The following is a 16245-nucleotide window of genomic DNA, read 5'->3' on the forward strand; positions in this document are numbered from 1 at the left end:
ACTTAAAGGAGAATAGACCTATGCCCACCCTGGAAAAAGCACTGGAAGCACAATCGCTTCAGTTAACATACGGAGAGACGACCATCTTCCAAAGCTTGAATTTACAAATACCAAAAGGCAAAATTACCGTATTTATTGGCAGCAATGGCTGTGGGAAATCAACACTTCTACGTTCACTTGCTAGACTGCTGAAGCCGAAATCAGGCGCAATCCTATTGGATAGCACGGAAATCGCCAAACTCTCCACAAAAGAAGTAGCCCGGAAAATGGCCATCCTCCCACAAGGACCTTCCGCGCCTGAAGGGCTTACCGTACGACAGCTCGTGAAGCAAGGACGCTACCCTTATCAGAGTTGGCTGCAGCAGTGGTCATCTGAAGATGAGAGGAAAGTCATGCATGCCCTCCAGCTTACGAATATGCTCACCTACGCGGATCGCAGTGTGGATTCCTTATCTGGCGGACAGCGCCAAAGAGCTTGGATCGCCATGACACTGGCGCAGGATACCCCTACACTGCTCCTTGATGAGCCCACTACCTATCTAGACTTAACCCATCAGATTGAGGTACTTGACTTACTCTTCGAGTTGAATGAGAACGAACAACGTACGATCGTGATGGTGCTGCATGACATCAATCTGGCCTGCCGTTATGCCCATCACATCGTCGCCATTAAGGATAGTTCTGTTTATGCAGAAGGAAAGCCGGAAGACATCGTGAACGAGCAGTTGCTTCTAGATGTATTCGATATGAAATGCAGCGTTGCGCCCGATCCTATCTTCCGCACACCTATGTGTATCCCTTACGGAAAGGGCCGCATTCTTCCCCATAAATAATGACAACCCCGGTCATCTACGTGACCGGGGTTGTTTGCGATAAAAGGAATAAGTGCTAAATCGTTCTTGCAAAATTAGCCATATTGTAATTGCTTTCGAACATAATACTTGCAGACACCAGGTTTTGCCTAATTGTGAAATCGAACAAAATTTCACCATGGGTCCAGCTTTTCTTCCGTTTCAAAGATTCAATAGCCATCTGACGAAAGGATTGATACTGCAGTTCCGTCAAACCTTTGGTCGTGGTTGCAGGCAATACGCCGTCCTTACTTTCAAACGGAAGGTGCTTAATACCAAATTTCCCAATTTCGTTGTTGCGAATATGAACAAACACAGTACCGGAATTCACATGCGATAATTCTTCTTTGATCTTCCTAAACACCAAATCGATTTGTCTAGCGAGTGGCATCTGATCCAAATTCATCACTTTCCTCCTTAAAGTTTTAAATTTTTACTTATTATGTAATTTACGTGACTGTAGACCTATTATACTCACACTATTTACATAATTCAACAGTTTATTTACATTATTCACACAATTCTTACTATTATTTATGTAATGTTAATATAAATCCCATTTCAATTGTAAGAAACGAACGATATTTGTCGAAATGATGTAGAATATTTCCAGATTCAATGTTATAATTTGCAAACATACATCATGGATTCCAGCACAAATAAACAAATTTCGCAGAGGAGTCGGTCGGATTGGATAAAGTATCGTCCTTATCGTTCAGAAAGAAACTACAACTTGGTTGTTATGCTCTTATTGGTTTGAATTCAATCTTCATGTTGATTGTTACATTTGCCTCAGATTGGAATCGCTTACTTGGTATCATATTCCTGCTTATTATTCTTGGAGGCAGCTACCCGTTCATTCGATGGTTCGAGAGTCAGTTAACGGAACCCATTGCCGATTTATCCCGAATTGCGCTCAACATTTCCAAAGGGGACTTCTCTCAAAAAGTAACCGTAACCTCAGATGATACACTTGGACAGCTTGGCCAATCTTTTAACAAAATGATAGATAAACTCCGCGATATTCTTCGCGACACTGGAACAATCTCGAAGCAGGTTTTTCAAACAAGCCGCGATATATATGTTAAAAATGAAAGCTTCCGTACTGTCCTAGAACAAGTGAGCATTTCGGCCCACGAGCTGGCCTCAGGTGCCGGGCAAATTTCAGAAGAAGTTTCTGGCGTTTCGATCACCTCCAAAGATATTGAAGTGAGAATCGTCAACTATGCCGGATCTGCGAAAGAAATGAAAGACCGCTCGGATCAGATGATGACCCTTGTAGAAAAAGGACGCACGTCCGTTGAAAGCCAAGGCATCGGTATGAAACGAAACGTAGAAGTTACACAGCAGGTGTCTGATACAATCGACATGCTGGCTAGACAAGCTGAAGGCATCAGCAGCGTTACTCGTTCCATTTCCGAGATTGCTGAGCAAACGAACCTCTTATCCCTCAACGCTTCCATCGAAGCTGCTAGAGCTGGCGAACATGGCCGGGGCTTTGCAGTCGTCGCTCAGGAAGTGCGTAAGCTAGCTGAAGAGTCAACCTCTCTTACACGTGAAGTATTCGGTTTCGTGAAAAGCATCGAGCAAGGCATTCAAGAAGCCATTCGCAGCATTCAAGTTAACGAAGATGTCGTGAAGAAACAAACCGTGTTAATCGAGCAAACCGAAATTGTTTTTGCTGAGATTGTCGGAAGCGTAGGCTTTATTTCGGAAGAAATTACCCGCTTCGCGGAAGAAAGCGAACAAATGCTGACAAGCTCCGAACAAATTGCTGCAGCGATGGAGAACATATCGGCGATCACGGAGGAATCAGCGGCTGGCACGCAAGAAGTTTCCGCTTCTATGAATGAGCAGATCGCTACAGTACAAGGGATCGTCACACAAGCCGAAGAGATGACACGTGTTGTCACACAATTACAACAGACGATTCAGGTTTTCAAATTATAAGCTTTATTCCACAAAAAAGGCTTTCCCACTTCGATCATGGGAAAGCCTTTTTTATCTCATACTTGGACTTTAGCTTCAGTTAGTTCCATGAACTGCTTCACATCTTGAGCTGCCATATCGACTGCGCTTTGCCAGAAATCCGGCTCTGTCAGATCAACGCCGAGATGCTTCTGAGCAAGCTCCTCCACGTTCATGCTGCCTGTGTCTCTAAGCAAAGATATGTACTTTTCTTCGAAGGCTGCACCTTCCTGCACCGCTCTCGCGTAAATACCTGCACTAAACAAGTAACCGAACGTGTAGGGGAAATTATAAAAAGGTACATCCGTCGCATAGAAATGCAGCTTAGCCGCCCAGAAATGCGGGTGATAGCTGCTTAAAGCATCTTTATAAGCAAGTTTCTGTGCATCCACCATGAGCTCATTCAAACGCTCAACGCTAACTAAACCTTGACTTCGTGCTTCGTAAAAGTTCGTCTCGAAGATAAATCTCGCATGGATGTTCATGAAGAAAGCGATCGCGCGCTGGATCTTATCCTCAAGTAAAATGATGCGTTCTTCATCAGTAGTGGCACTTTTCACAACTGCGTCCGCTACGATCATTTCAGCGAAGGTAGAGGCTGTCTCAGCGACGTTCATCGCGTACTCCTGCGCTAACGCAGGCATATCCGTCATGACATGCTGATGGTAGCCGTGACCTAACTCATGCGCTAATGTAGAAACATTGTTTAGCGTTCCGCCGTAGGTCATGAAGATACGTGTCTCACCCGCTATCGGGAAAGATGTGCAGAAGCCTCCAGGTCGCTTCCCTGCCCGATCCTCAGCTTCGATCCAGCGCTTCTCAAAAGCTTCCTCCGAAAAGGCTGCCAGCTTAGGACTGAACCGTTTGAATTGATCGACAATCAGAGTAGCGCCTTCGTCATAAGAAATTTTCTTCGAGGAATCGCCCAGTGGCGCATCCACGTCAACCCATGCCAACTTATCAACACCTAGCAGTTTCGCTTTACGGTTCAAATAGGCAACGAAAATATCTTTGTTGCGGTCAATCACGTCCCACATGACATTCAGCGTTTTCTCTTCCATACGATTGATAGCAAGCGGCTCTTTATGTATATTTTTCCAACCTCTGTATTTATAAACCTGAAGACGGAAACCTGCCAGATGGTTTAATGCTTCGGCACAATATTCCTCTTTATCCGTCCATGCTTGTTCCCATTTTTCAAACAGATTCAATCGTTCTTCCCGATTCTCTGTATGCAGTTTATTAAACGCTTGACCGGCGGATAGCTCCACCTGTTCACCGTCAACCTCCACAGGCATGCGGAATTGACCAACGGTCGTATTATACAGATCTCCCCACCCATGATAGCCATCTACGGCCAAATCATTAATTAAGGCTTCCTGCTCAGGCGGCAACTTCTCTTGGGCCAAGGCACGTCGCTCATGGAGCGGAAAAGCAATGGCTTTGAACGGCTCTTTCTGCAGTAGTGCTGACCATACATCATCTGGGATCCCCGTCAGTACTTGATCAAAATGGGTGAGCGAAGACAAATGCTCTGCAAACAAGCTTTTGACCTGCCCGCTAAGCACAGGCGCTTTCTTATCTTTCTGATTATCCGCTAACAAGCAGCCTACGAAAGAATCCGCCTCATGGATATACTTCAAATTATGCTGAAATAATTCGATCAGTTTCACTAGCGAAGCTGTATCTTCTGCCTGTTGTGGTGAAGGGGTATTTCGTACTTGTTCTTGAAAAGCAGCAATCGATGCTTGAAGCTCCTTCAGGTGAGCTGCGAATGCAGGAGACTCGCTTCCCCCAGGAAAAAAGGTTTCTAAATTCCATGTTTGATTAAGAGGTAAATTAAGCAAAGCTATCACCTTTCCTTTCCATCTTTTATTAAATCACAAACGCCACCTGATCGCCAATCATACTCATCTTGCTCATTGCTTATAGGTAAAAAGTATGATTCAATTATAGTTAGTTCCCACACCATATATTCGGAACAGGATGGGTGATTTTAAATTATGAAACCGTTACAAATTTCTCCAGAAACGGCCGTTAAGCTAGCTGAGCAACTTAAGGTGCCTTTAGAACATCTCATGCATATGCCACAACATATTTTACTGCAAAAATTAGCGGAGCTCGCTAAAGCTTCCTCTACGGAAAATAGCGATCCAGAATCGAAGTAAGCTTTGATCCCTTTCGCTAACACTTGGCCTTATGACATTATTATGAAGGACATTTATGTGGCCCAATGTCCCTTTTGCCATAGCCCCAATGTGCTGCTGCCGTTGAAAATCCACGAACTGACATCCATTCACGAAGGCAAAAAAAAGCTGCTTGTGTTTCCTTGCTGCCATAATAAGCTGACGCTCGTCGACACAGATCGAGATTACTTATTGGCGGACACCGCAATACGCAAATGAATCGTAGTTTCACGCAATCAGCCAATTAAAAAATGAACGCTTAACCATTCAAGGGATTGAAGTCAACCCAAGAATAGATAAGCGTTCATTTGATTTATACGGCAATACTCATTATGTAGCTTGTTTCATTTCGTCTGGGAGCTCCATACGAATGGCAAGCATATCTTCGCGGGTTACTATCCATTGTTCACGACTTGCTCTAATCATACCAGCATCCATAATCTTGCGGTCATTAATAATGCGCGAAAACCATTTGACCGCTTCATTGAAGCGGCTTAATCTGCGATTGAGCTCTCCTATTAAGTACATGAGTCGTGCATTATTGAGATCCAAACCTTCTGTTTCATACACACTGACATATGCGTCCAAGGCAAACGTTAGGAAACGCTCCTCCTGCTCCCAGTCTCCTTTGGATCGATACAACCACGCCAAATGATGTAGAAGACCTGCTATAACACGCGATTTCTCATCTCTAATCTGTGCACTAAGAAGGGCCAACTTGTAACTCAGAAGGGTATCTTCCCAAGTTCTTTCTCCGCAAAAATTGCGCATTGACCAGTTTTGAGCCACTCTCTCGTAAAAAACTTCCCGCTGTGCCGATTTCCATTTATCTGAAAAGTTCTCCGTATGCGCATACCCGCAAAACGGACAGACCCTCACGACATAGAAGTCGGGATTGATGTCTTTATAATGAACACAGAAATCAGTATCTGTTTTGCTAGCTTTCTTAAAGCTTGGGCGAACCTTCATCGTTTTGTAGGAATTGTCGCAATACGTGCACTTCACTGAAATATCATATAAAGGTTCGACCATCATTGAAACCCCGCCTTCACTAAAGTTGTATGCAGGAAAGAAGAACTATTCATCTTTTGATGTGTTAATAAAATGATAGGCAGAGCCTTTCAGCCGTTCAAGTAAAAAATCCCGCAAATCAGTCGGTAGTCCTACTTCCACCATTGCTTCCGACATACAACTTAACCATGCATCTGCGCGTTCTACTGTAATTGGGAATGCCATATGTCTAGCTCTCATCATCGGATGTCCATGCGTATCTGAATACAAGGTTGGACCACCAAAAAACTGACTTAAGAACATGAACTGTTTATCTATAACCGGACCTATATCGGAAGGAAACAGAGGCGACAGAAGTGGATTCTGCTGAACTTTTGGATAAAAGGCTTCCACGAGTCTGCGTACCGTCTCCGCTCCCCCCATCAATTCGTACAACGTGCTGCGGTCATTTTCTGACATTAGGGTAAACCTCGCTATTCGTAATACTTTAATAGTTTTCTAAATCCTCATCCCCTGCATGCATGAGCGTTTCACGAATGACAAATACGAACATACATACAACCAAACCAGCAATGACACCTGTCATTTGAATCACTCCCGCTGCTTAGGATATAAGACTTCACTAGTTCTATTTTACCATAAAACCGGGCTATGAACAGTACCAAAGTCTAAGTATTTTGGGACGGCATGTATGTCCCATCCTGTTCATATAGTTGAGTAGGAGGAGGTATCCAATCTCATGCAGAAACGAAATTTCACGGCTGCGTTACTCATGGCTTTTGTTGTTGTTGCCATTATTCTATGCTTATTTGCGTTCCCTCATGACGGCCTTCAAGCAGCCTTGCGCGGCGTTTCCATTTGGTGGGATGTGCTCTTTCCCGCACTTTTCCCTTTCTTCGTCATTTCCGAAATTATGCTCGGCTTCGGTATTGTTCATTTCTTCGGTACGCTGCTTGATCCAATGATGCGTCCCGTCTTTCGTATCCCTGGCATCGGAGGCTTCGTAATGGCTATGGGATTCGCTGCCGGCTATCCGGTCGGAGCTAAATTGACCTCCCAGCTGTGGGAGCAAAAGCTTGTCAATCGTGAGGAAGGTGAACGGCTCGTTGCGTTCACAACAAGCTCCGATCCGATTTTCTTAATCGGGGCCGTGTCGATAGGCTTCTTCCACGATGCTTCTTTGGCTATGATCTTGGCTGTTGCTCATTACGGAGGCTCCGTGCTGATAGGTTTAATGATGCGATTTCACGGCAGGAAGAGTCTGCCTACTGTACAGGAGACTAAGAGCAAGGACTGGGTCTGGAAGCGTGCTTTTGAGGCGATGCACAGCGCTCGAATCAACGACGGCAGATCCATAGGCACATTACTGAGTCAATCCATTCTACAGTCGCTCAGCTTGATTTTCGTAGTAGGTGGTTTAGTTGTCTTCTTCTCAGTTGTTTTAGAAGTCTTAACAGCGGCTAAAGTCATGAATGCGATCTACCTGCTCATAGCCTCCATCCTGCAAATCACAGGACTCCCCCATGAGTTATCTCAGGCAGTTATGAATGGTTTGTTTGAGGTGACACTTGGGGCGAAGGCTGCCGGGAATGCTCCCGCGTCGCTAGCGCTCTCCAGCAAGGTAGCTATTGGCGCTTTTATATTGTCATGGGGCGGCATGTCCGTTCATGCTCAAATTGTTAGCCTATTAAGCCATACGAATCTGCGTTATTTGCCATTTGTCACCGCCCGCTTCATCCATGCCTTGCTCTCAGCTGCTATTGTTCTCGTTTTTTGGGAGCCTATGCAAATTTTCCGTGAATCCAAAGCTGTTTTCTTACCTCAATATGATTCGGCTTCTCCTGTTCTCAGCTATCTAAGGCTTATGCTGCCAATTAGCGGAACGGTCTTCCTGGGTGCTTTTTCTGTCATTGCCGGACTCTTTGCTGCATATTCCTTACTTAAACTGGTGTATGAAAAGGTTGGTGGAACAAGATAATATGGGTAATCACGATCATGATCATAAAGGGAGAGAACATCCAGATATGCAAGAAGCCTTCCCCAAAGAAGCGAAACATTTGCCTCCAACGATTGAGCGTTTAACTGAGCTATCATTCAACTTATGGTTCAGTTGGAACCATGACGCCTTGCAGCTTTTTGCACAAATAGATCCTGCAAAATGGGATCAATGCGGCCATAATCCTGTTCGTCTACTTCACCTGTTGGACAATTCACAGATCGAGGCCCTAAGCGGAAACCAAGATTTTGTAGCAAACTATCAACAAGTAATTGCCAAGTTCGATGCTTATATGAACGGCACCACTTGGTTTCAAGAGAAGCATCCGGACCAGGGTTATGTAAAAATTGCATACTTCTCCGCGGAGTTCGGCTTTCATGAATCGCTGCCGATTTATTCAGGAGGACTGGGAATCTTAGCTGGTGACCATACGAAATCTGCAAGTGATTTGGGTATCCCTTTGATCGGTGTTGGACTTCTTTATAAAAAAGGCTATTTCACGCAGAAAATCGATGCCTCCGGTGGTCAGCAAAGTGAATTATACCCTTATGACTTCAGCAAGCTTCCGATCGAACCTATGCAGCAAAATGGCCAGCAGCTCGTCGTTTCTATTGATATGCCTGGTCGCGCTATCACCTTACAGGTTTGGCGTGTGCGTGTCGGACGTAATTCGATCTATCTGCTGGATGCCGATCATGAAGCCAACAATCCAGCGGACAAAGAACTGACCGCTCAGCTGTATGGGGGCAATCAAGATACGCGGATTGCTCAGGAAATGGTTCTTGGCATTGGGGGCGTCAAGGCGCTTCGGCGGCTTAATATCTACCCCAACGTGTACCATATCAACGAAGGGCATGCGGCTTTCCTCACGCTGGAGCGACTGAAGGAGCTTCTACATCTAGGCCTTCCATTTCACGTGGCGGTTGAAACCGTTCGCTCAGCCACTGTATTTACTACCCATACGCCTGTACCGGCGGGGCATGACACGTTCTCCATCGAGATGGTGGAACACTATCTCGGGCCTCTCCTAAGTGAACTATCACAGTATAAACAGGACATTGTAGCACTAGGGCTTGATCACCATACGGGTCAATTCAATATGACCCATTTGGCCATGAATACAGCCGGACTGCGCAATGGGGTCAGTAAGCTGCACGGTCAAGTATCCCGAGAAATGTTCAAAGAATTTCACGGTCATATCGATGCGAACGAAGTTCCCATTAGCTCCATTACGAACGGCGTACATCTGGATACATGGACAGCGCCGCAATGGAAAGAGCTGCTTGATCGTTTCCTGCCCGGTTCATGGCGGGAAGAACAAGCCAATAAGCATCAGTGGGCGCAAATCGAGGTCATTCCAGACGAATCCATCTGGAAAGTGCATCAACAACTGAAAGAAGATTTAGTTCGTTACGCCAGGCGAAATTTGTTCGAGCAGCGCAAGCGCAACGGAGAATCAGAAGCGCGGATCGAGGAAGTCAGACAGTATTTGAATCCCAAGGCTTTAACCATTGGATTCGCCAGAAGGTTTGCGACCTACAAGCGAGCTAATCTTATTTTTAATGATTTGTACCGGCTTAAGAAGATAATCAATGATCCCGAGAGACCCGTACAATTTATTTTTGCTGGCAAGGCTCACCCTGCAGATTACCCAGGTCAAGAGCTTATCCGTGAAATTTATCGCGTTTCACAAATGAAAGAATTCGTCGGAAAAATCGTTATTCTCGAAAACTATGACATGAATATGGCCCGTTACCTCGTACAAGGCGTAGACGTCTGGTTAAATAACCCCCGTAGACCTCTTGAGGCCAGTGGAACAAGCGGTCAAAAGGCCGCCATGAACGGGGTACTTAATTTTAGCGTACTCGATGGCTGGTGGGAGGAAGGCTATAACGGTACGAACGGCTGGGCTATCGGTTCCACAGGAGCTGCTGACTGGGCTGCACAAGAGAAAGAAAATACACAAGCCATCTATCACATTTTAGAGAAAGAAATTATTCCACTGTATTTCAATCAAGGAGCACTCCCGCATCAATGGATCAGCCGCATGAAGCGTTCTATCCAATCGCTTAGCCCGGTCTATAACACGCATCGCATGGTGCAAGACTACACAGAGCTCACCTATTTACCGACAGCTCAGCGAGCCCGACTCTTTGTTTCTAATCACTATGATGTTGCAACTAAGGTTGCCGACTACAAACAATTCATCCGTTCGAATTGGTATCACGTGAAAATCATTGGCATCGATGACCGCTCAGCCAAATTATCTACGGAAGTGCCGTTAAACGAGATAAAACCATCAACGAAAGAAATTACAACACAAGTTCACTTCGGCCCCATTTGGCCGCAAGATACGGCAGTAGAAGTCATATATTACGAGGAAAATGGCGAAACATGGGAGCAAAAAATTATTCCAATGGAACCTGTAGGCGAACTGATTGAACAGATGCAGAGCTATAAAGCGACAATTCCATCCCATCTCATTCATGGGCCTCACTTCTCTATTCGCGTACGCCCTATCTCTTCTAACTTCGCACATTCCTTTGAACTTTCCTTAGTCACCAGCACATTATCGTGGCAGTAAATACGTGAATTCCTAGATAAAGCCCCGTTTGGGGCTTTTCTTATTTTCTTTTATAAATTATTATGAATAGAGAACTTACGGTATGTGTATGCGCTCATGAATGCAAATCTAACCACTTGGTGATGCTATGGATTGGAATAAGGCACTGGAATTGGCATATATCGCACCGAATACAGATTGTCATTTGATCATTGTCGGAGAATGTAAAGATGGGCAACCTTTTTGCTATGAAGAAAATTTCTCCATTGATAAAATAGGTGAGGCTTCATTCACCGTTTGTTTAGAGCTATCCGGAATTTTTCCATTCGACAAATTAGAGCATATTTCTTTCATTGAGTTTTCTTTTAAAGACCGTGGAATTTTATATTACGCCTATGTCGATTTAATTCAACTTGAATTAAAGAAGACGGTATGTTACCTTTCGTTATCCATTCCCGAAGAAATTCATCATCATCAAAACAGAAGGTATAGCCGAGCTAAGCTCTCCCTTCGAACACCTATCACTTTGCGTATTGTTGGCATTCGCGGCATATCCGCAAGCAAGGGAGTCGCCTTTTCCGGACAACTGCTTGATATAAGTGCCAGAGGGCTTTCTTTCGTTACGACGAATCGGCTTTTCTTCCCCTTATTTCTGGAATTCAGCTTTATTCTCCCTGGGTATCCCCATTCTATTACCGCCTATGGTGAAATTATTAGGGTAACGAATTTTAGTAATGATTCTTATCACGTCGCCGCCGAATTCCGACATACACCTGAATCTATGCTTCAGGACATTGATAAATATTGCTCGATTACAAGCTAATACTTACGAAGAAAGTTTTGCTAAAGCAAAACTCATTTTATGCTTACGATGCAAGTTTTCTTACGAAAACTCTTAGGAGGAAACCAATTGAAATACAACGTCATTGAACGAGGCGATGACATCTCCAAGGGGCTGACAGAGCGGTTCCACAAACTCGCCGCACAGCAAGGCATGCCGAGGGATGAAGAAAATCCCGACATTGTCCTTTCTATTGGCGGAGATGGCACAATGCTGCAAGCTTTTCATAAATATGTGCAGCAGCTTGATCACATTGCTTTCGTTGGTATCCATACAGGTCACTTAGGTTTCTTCGCAGATTGGAAACCAGATGAGCTGGATCATCTAGCTTCATTAATGTTCAGCGTCACCACCCCCGAGGAACTGCGTATTGTACAGTACCCCGTTGTTGAGATTGAAATTACGACAGAAAAGGGCTCCGAGACGCATCTGGCTCTCAACGAATTTACAATACGAGGAATCGAAGTATCGCTAGTCGCGCGGCTACACGTTAACGACGAAATGTTCGAAATGTTCCGTGGTGACGGAATCTGCATCTCCTCGCCTGCAGGTAGCACTGCTTACAACAAAAGCTTAGGCGGAGCAATGGTCCACCCTTCGCTCGAAGCGATTCAAATTGCAGAGATTGCTTCTATTAACAATAGAGTCTACCGTACACTCGGCTCTTCCATGATTTTACCGAAGCATCATCACTGTGACATTTATCCCAAAGCGCAGCAGAATATGCTTTTATCACTTGATCACCTTTACTTGCAGCGAGACGACGTTGTTTCTATCCGCTGCCGTGTAGCAGCCAACGTGAAAGTTAAGTTTGCCAGGTTCCGCCCATTTCCTTTCTGGAATAGGGTTCGGGAAGCTTTTGTTGGGTTAGAAGTGAAATGAACAATAAGAAGACGCCCCTCGCTCCGTTGGAGAATGAGAGGCGTCTTTTGGTTTTACTACATCAAGGAGTAGTTGTAATCACTTCAGAAGGTACTTGCTGCTTTGCGCCATTCACTTTTTCGATAATGAAATAAGCGCAGCCAAAGTTGCAGTACTCATTCAAGTAATCTTGAAGAGCCGCGATGGATGATTCCTTTGTCGCTTTAGGATGGATTTCTTTAAAAAATCCTCTCAGCCTTAACTGGCTGTACCCCCAATCGCCGACAATATAGTCGTATCGCTCCAACACTTCGCTAAAACGTTCTTTAAAAACTTCAAAATTCCAGCCATTCTTATGGTCTGTAACGAGCTCGTATGTTTTATTTGCAATATGAATCATGATGGTAGGAAGCTCTCCTTTCTATGATCCGTTCGTTAATTTAAACGTTCGATGCGGCTTGAACCTGTTCATGGGCATGGTACGAGCTGCGTACTAACGGCCCCGACTCTACGTGCTTAAAGCCACGTTTCATGCCCTCTTCTTTGAGCACAGCAAACTGCTCAGGTGTATAATACTTGGCTACAGCCAAATGCGTTGTAGACGGCTGCAGGTACTGCCCAATCGTCATAATGTCGCAGCCAACTGCGCGTAAATCCTCCATCGTTTGCAGCAGCTCGTCCCACTCTTCGCCTACGCCAATCATGACGCTGGATTTGGTTGGGATGTTCGGAGCAATGCGCTTCGAACGCTCCAGCAGTTCAAGAGAACGGCGATACTTCGCCTTCGAGCGGACGCGGTCTGACATGCGTTCAACAGTCTCCATATTATGGTTCAAGATATCAGGCTTAGCCTCTAGAACCGTGGCCAGTGACACTTCCCGGCCCAAGAAATCGGGGATCAGCACTTCGACTGTGCACATTGGCAATTTGCGGCGAATCGCTTTGATGGTCTCAGCGAAAATCATCGCGCCGCCATCCGCCAAATCATCGCGCGCAACGGAGGTGACGACACAGTGGCGCAGTCCCATTTGTAAAGCGGCATCAGCTACACGTTCTGGTTCTTCAAGATCCAGCTCGGTAGGCAGCCCTGTTTTGACTGCACAGAAACGGCATGCTCGGGTACAAATATCGCCCAAAATCATAAAAGTGGCTGTACGATTCGCCCAGCACTCATGGATGTTCGGACATTTGGCTTCTTCGCAAACCGTATGCAGCGTCTTGGAACGCATCATTGACTTTATTTCTTTGAAATTCTCATCTGTCTTAAGATTGATTTTTAACCAGTCTGGTTTTCTCTCTAATGGCTTTGGAGGCACTATAATTCCCGCCTTTTATTTGGTTTCTCGTTCTTGTTATTATAACATGAATGACTGACAAAACAATCCACTTTGCCAGTCAGTTGTGATACACTTATCAAGATGGCCAAAACAGCTTAACCTATCACGTAAAGGCTGTATGGGAGGGAAGAAACATGAGCATACAAGAAGTAACACGAGAGAAAGACCGCAAGCTTGGAGAAATTTTAAGAGGTATGGGCCGAGTATTAATCGCCTTCTCCGGAGGGGTTGACAGTACATTCGTCCTCAAACGTGCGCAGCAGGAGCTAGGAGATCAAGTCTTAGCCGTCACTGCAGCATCCGAAACATTCCCTTCTCGGGAATTCGATGCCGCCGCCCTACTAGCAGAACAAATCGGTGTCCCACTGTACAAAACAGAGGTCAAAGAATTGGAGAATGCGAATTTCGTCGCTAACAATCCAGATCGCTGTTACCATTGCAAAACGGGACTTTATTCACATTTGCAGCAACTAGCCAAAGAGTTAGGTTACCCCTACATTCTTGATGGCTCGAACATGGATGATCTCGGTGATTATAGACCGGGTCTACAAGCCAAGAACGAGCAAGGCGTCCGTAGTACTCTACAGGAGTCCGGCATGACCAAAGACGAGATCAGACAGCTTTCCAAAGAGTTAGGACTGAGTACTTGGAATAAACCGTCCTTTGCTTGCTTATCTTCTCGTATCCCTTACGGAACACAAATTGAGAAGTGGAAAATCGACCAACTTGACGAAGGCGAATACTTCTTGTCCCAGCTTGGATTGTACCAGGTGCGCGTACGTCACCATGAGAAAATTGCCCGGATCGAGGTTATGCCGGATGAGATTCATAAGGTTGTTGAACACCGTGATGCGATCTATGAAAAGTTCAGCAAGCTCGGCTTCACTTACGTGACGCTCGATTTACAAGGTTACCGAACGGGCAGCATGAACGAAGTACTGTCCAAGGAGACGAAAGACAAGGTGAAAGAAGCATCCTTATGATGGACCTAGAGAAAATCTTAAAGCTCGTCCAGGCGGGCGATCTGGACGTAGAAGAAGCCAAAAAGCAAATCATCAAGGAAGGCAGCGCCGCTGGCCCAGCTAACCTTGATCTTGGATTTGCTCAGCTCGACATCGATCGCGAGAAGCGTACGGGCTTCCCCGAGGTCATATTCGGGGAAGGCAAGACCGCCGAGCAGATCGAAGCGATATTCCGGCGGCTGATGGAGCACACCGACCGCGTGCTCGCTACGCGGGTCGATGCGGCCAAAGCCGCCCATGTTACCGCTGCCGTGGAAGGTGTCACCTACCACGAAACAGCACGTTCGCTCACTTGGTTCAAGCGACCGATGCTTAAAGTCCACGACGGCTATATAGCCGTCGTGTGCGCAGGCACCTCCGACCTCCCCGTGGCGGAGGAGGCGGCTCTTACGGCAGAATGCCTGGGCAGCCACGTTGAACGTATATTCGACGTGGGTGTCGCTGGCATTCACCGGCTTTTCCGCCGGCTAGAGCTCATTCGCGGCGCAAACGCGATTGTGGTCGTTGCCGGCATGGAAGGCGCGCTCGCCAGCGTCGTCGGCGGGCTAGTAGCCAAACCGATCGTGGCTGTGCCGACAAGCATCGGTTATGGCGCGAACCTTGCAGGTATCGCCCCCTTGTTGTCGATGCTAAATAGCTGCTCACCAGGAATCTCAGTAGTGAACATCGACAACGGCTTCGGAGCTGGTTACTATGCAGGGCTCATTAACAAAAATATGTCGAAACGAGCGTGAGATCCTACAATGCGCATTTTATATTTAGACTGCTTCTCCGGAATCAGCGGCGATATGACCCTTGGTGCTTTAGTAGATGCGGGAGCAGATCGAACTTACATTGAAGAAGAGCTTACCAAAATCAAGCTAGAGCCGTATATGTTGGAATGGAAGCGCGTTGTAAAGCGCGGTATTTCCGCCTTAAAGCTTGATGTTATTCTAGACCCAGAGCATCCACCGAAACATCATCGTCATTACTCAGAAATCGTACAAGTCATTCAACAGGCAGGATTCAATGAGCGTGTAACAGCTCTCAGCTTAGCTATTTTTGAAAAGATCGGTATTGCTGAAGCCAAAATCCATGGCATTCCCGTTGAAAAAGTACACTTCCACGAAGTTGGAGCCATAGACTCCATTGTCGATATCGTAGGTGTGGCCTTAGCCATTGACTCCCTGCAAGTCGAGCGCATCTTTTCCTCTCCAGTACCGCTAGGTTCAGGAACGATACATATCGATCATGGTATATATCCCGTACCGGCTCCGGCAACACTGGAAATGATGCGAGGGTTACCCATTGCTTCAACCAACTATAACCTAGAAATGACCACGCCAACTGGTGCCGGTATTATTTCCGGAATCGTGGACGAGTTCTCCAAAAGCTTTCCTCCTATGATCGTTGACACCATCGGTTACGGTGCAGGTACAAGAGATTTACCTAATCAACCTAATGTGCTTCGCGTCGTAGTCGGTAAAGTTGATCCTTATATTGGAAAATGGCAAGTAAGCCATGAGCACCTTGTCCATGAGCACGGTCATGGACATACACATGATGATCATCATCACCACCAACATGAACATTCACATACGCACCCTCACCATACATGAATCTCCAAAGG

Annotated in this window: 17 protein-coding genes; 11 read left to right on the plus strand and 6 right to left on the minus strand. The window is 45.8% G+C overall.

All coding sequences use genetic code 11. From position 1 onward, the window contains the following. Positions 1-20 precede the first annotated feature (20 nt). Positions 21-833, plus strand: a complete 813-nt coding sequence (locus tag QFZ77_RS34455; protein ID WP_307447536.1) for an ABC transporter ATP-binding protein — start codon at positions 21-23, stop codon at positions 831-833. A gap of 55 nt (positions 834-888) precedes the next feature. Here QFZ77_RS34455 and QFZ77_RS34460 read toward each other — a convergent pair whose 3' ends face one another. Beyond that, positions 889-1257 (minus strand): O-methyltransferase, encoded by a 369-nt coding sequence (locus QFZ77_RS34460; RefSeq protein WP_307447539.1) that lies wholly within the window; start codon positions 1255-1257, stop codon positions 889-891. Positions 1258-1541: 284 nt separating this feature from the next. On the opposite strand from QFZ77_RS34460, the gene QFZ77_RS34465 reads away from it, so the two are divergent. Then, on the plus strand, positions 1542-2801 hold the full coding sequence (locus tag QFZ77_RS34465; RefSeq protein ID WP_307447542.1) for a methyl-accepting chemotaxis protein: 1260 nt from the start codon (positions 1542-1544) through the stop codon (positions 2799-2801). 56 nt (positions 2802-2857) lie between these two features. Here QFZ77_RS34465 and QFZ77_RS34470 read toward each other — a convergent pair whose 3' ends face one another. Further along, positions 2858-4666, minus strand: a complete 1809-nt coding sequence (locus QFZ77_RS34470; protein WP_307447545.1) for a M3 family oligoendopeptidase — start codon at positions 4664-4666, stop codon at positions 2858-2860. 156 nt (positions 4667-4822) lie between these two features. On the opposite strand from QFZ77_RS34470, the gene QFZ77_RS34475 reads away from it, so the two are divergent. Together QFZ77_RS34475 and QFZ77_RS34480 are read left to right on the plus strand one after the other, a co-directional pair. Further along, the gene (locus QFZ77_RS34475) at positions 4823-4987 is read left to right on the plus strand and encodes a YycC family protein (protein WP_082562639.1); all 165 of its coding nucleotides are present in this window, start codon (positions 4823-4825) and stop codon (positions 4985-4987) included. Between the two features lie 3 nt (positions 4988-4990). After that, a complete protein-coding gene (locus tag QFZ77_RS34480) occupies positions 4991-5224 on the plus strand; it encodes a hypothetical protein (protein ID WP_082562640.1) in 234 nt (77 codons plus the stop codon). Between the two features lie 111 nt (positions 5225-5335). On the opposite strand, the gene QFZ77_RS34485 is transcribed toward QFZ77_RS34480, so the two are convergent. Beyond that, a complete protein-coding gene (locus tag QFZ77_RS34485) occupies positions 5336-6040 on the minus strand; it encodes a DUF2225 domain-containing protein (RefSeq protein WP_307447550.1) in 705 nt (234 codons plus the stop codon). A 42-nt stretch (positions 6041-6082) separates the two neighbouring features. Beyond that, positions 6083-6475 carry a globin domain-containing protein gene (locus tag QFZ77_RS34490; RefSeq protein WP_307447553.1) on the minus strand — a complete coding sequence of 131 codons (393 nt, stop codon included), beginning with the start codon at positions 6473-6475 and terminating at the stop codon, positions 6083-6085. A gap of 280 nt (positions 6476-6755) precedes the next feature. On the opposite strand from QFZ77_RS34490, the gene ylbJ reads away from it, so the two are divergent. The 4 genes from ylbJ to QFZ77_RS34510 all read left to right on the plus strand — a co-directional run bounded on the left by ylbJ (position 6756) and on the right by QFZ77_RS34510 (position 12298). Then, a complete protein-coding gene (gene ylbJ, locus QFZ77_RS34495; protein WP_307447555.1) occupies positions 6756-7994 on the plus strand; it encodes a sporulation integral membrane protein YlbJ in 1239 nt (412 codons plus the stop codon). Position 7995: 1 nt separating this feature from the next. Next, entirely contained in the window at positions 7996-10596 is a 2601-nt protein-coding gene (glgP, locus tag QFZ77_RS34500) for an alpha-glucan family phosphorylase (RefSeq protein ID WP_307447557.1), read from the plus strand. Positions 10597-10723: 127 nt separating this feature from the next. Beyond that, positions 10724-11398, plus strand: coding sequence for a PilZ domain-containing protein (locus tag QFZ77_RS34505; RefSeq protein ID WP_307447559.1), 675 nt, complete (start codon positions 10724-10726; stop codon positions 11396-11398). Positions 11399-11485: 87 nt separating this feature from the next. Next, positions 11486-12298, plus strand: a complete 813-nt coding sequence (locus QFZ77_RS34510; RefSeq protein WP_307447561.1) for an NAD kinase — start codon at positions 11486-11488, stop codon at positions 12296-12298. A gap of 61 nt (positions 12299-12359) precedes the next feature. Here the strand turns inward: QFZ77_RS34510 and QFZ77_RS34515 are convergent, their stop codons facing one another. Both QFZ77_RS34515 and lipA read right to left on the minus strand, forming a co-directional pair. Next, positions 12360-12677, minus strand: coding sequence for a YutD family protein (locus tag QFZ77_RS34515; protein ID WP_036632718.1), 318 nt, complete (start codon positions 12675-12677; stop codon positions 12360-12362). Positions 12678-12717: 40 nt separating this feature from the next. Next, positions 12718-13593 carry a lipoyl synthase gene (gene lipA, locus QFZ77_RS34520; protein ID WP_307447563.1) on the minus strand — a complete coding sequence of 292 codons (876 nt, stop codon included), beginning with the start codon at positions 13591-13593 and terminating at the stop codon, positions 12718-12720. Positions 13594-13748: 155 nt separating this feature from the next. Between lipA and larE the strand changes: the two genes are divergently transcribed. From larE to larC, 3 genes are read left to right on the plus strand one after another with little or no spacing between them, the layout of a single operon-like run. After that, positions 13749-14597: an ATP-dependent sacrificial sulfur transferase LarE gene (gene larE, locus QFZ77_RS34525; RefSeq protein WP_171692805.1), complete on the plus strand. Its 849-nt coding sequence runs from the start codon at positions 13749-13751 to the stop codon at positions 14595-14597. Then, positions 14594-15370, plus strand: a complete 777-nt coding sequence (larB, locus tag QFZ77_RS34530; RefSeq protein ID WP_057307614.1) for a nickel pincer cofactor biosynthesis protein LarB — start codon at positions 14594-14596, stop codon at positions 15368-15370. Before larE ends, larB begins: the two co-directional genes overlap by 4 nt. A gap of 9 nt (positions 15371-15379) precedes the next feature. Further along, positions 15380-16234, plus strand: coding sequence for a nickel pincer cofactor biosynthesis protein LarC (gene larC / locus QFZ77_RS34535; protein WP_307447567.1), 855 nt, complete (start codon positions 15380-15382; stop codon positions 16232-16234). Positions 16235-16245 lie beyond the last annotated feature (11 nt).

Source organism: Paenibacillus sp. V4I3, from assembly GCF_030817215.1.
Classification (GTDB): domain Bacteria; phylum Bacillota; class Bacilli; order Paenibacillales; family NBRC-103111; genus Paenibacillus_E.

Bases quoted from the DNA above. Each gene is read 5' to 3' on its own strand.
- larB (WP_057307614.1), top strand. From the start codon at position 14,594: ATGATGGACCTAGAGAAAATCTTAAAGCTCGTCCAGGCGGGCGATCTG.
- QFZ77_RS34475 (WP_082562639.1), top strand. From the start codon at position 4,823: ATGAAACCGTTACAAATTTCTCCAGAAACGGCCGTTAAGCTAGCTGAG.
- QFZ77_RS34515 (WP_036632718.1), bottom strand. From the start codon at position 12,677: ATGATTCATATTGCAAATAAAACATACGAGCTCGTTACAGACCATAAG.
- larE (WP_171692805.1), top strand. From the start codon at position 13,749: ATGAGCATACAAGAAGTAACACGAGAGAAAGACCGCAAGCTTGGAGAA.
- QFZ77_RS34505 (WP_307447559.1), top strand. From the start codon at position 10,724: ATGGATTGGAATAAGGCACTGGAATTGGCATATATCGCACCGAATACA.
- larC (WP_307447567.1), top strand. From the start codon at position 15,380: ATGCGCATTTTATATTTAGACTGCTTCTCCGGAATCAGCGGCGATATG.
- QFZ77_RS34485 (WP_307447550.1), bottom strand. From the start codon at position 6,040: ATGATGGTCGAACCTTTATATGATATTTCAGTGAAGTGCACGTATTGC.
- ylbJ (WP_307447555.1), top strand. From the start codon at position 6,756: ATGCAGAAACGAAATTTCACGGCTGCGTTACTCATGGCTTTTGTTGTT.
- QFZ77_RS34460 (WP_307447539.1), bottom strand. From the start codon at position 1,257: ATGAATTTGGATCAGATGCCACTCGCTAGACAAATCGATTTGGTGTTT.
- QFZ77_RS34490 (WP_307447553.1), bottom strand. From the start codon at position 6,475: ATGTCAGAAAATGACCGCAGCACGTTGTACGAATTGATGGGGGGAGCG.
- glgP (WP_307447557.1), top strand. From the start codon at position 7,996: ATGGGTAATCACGATCATGATCATAAAGGGAGAGAACATCCAGATATG.
- QFZ77_RS34455 (WP_307447536.1), top strand. From the start codon at position 21: ATGCCCACCCTGGAAAAAGCACTGGAAGCACAATCGCTTCAGTTAACA.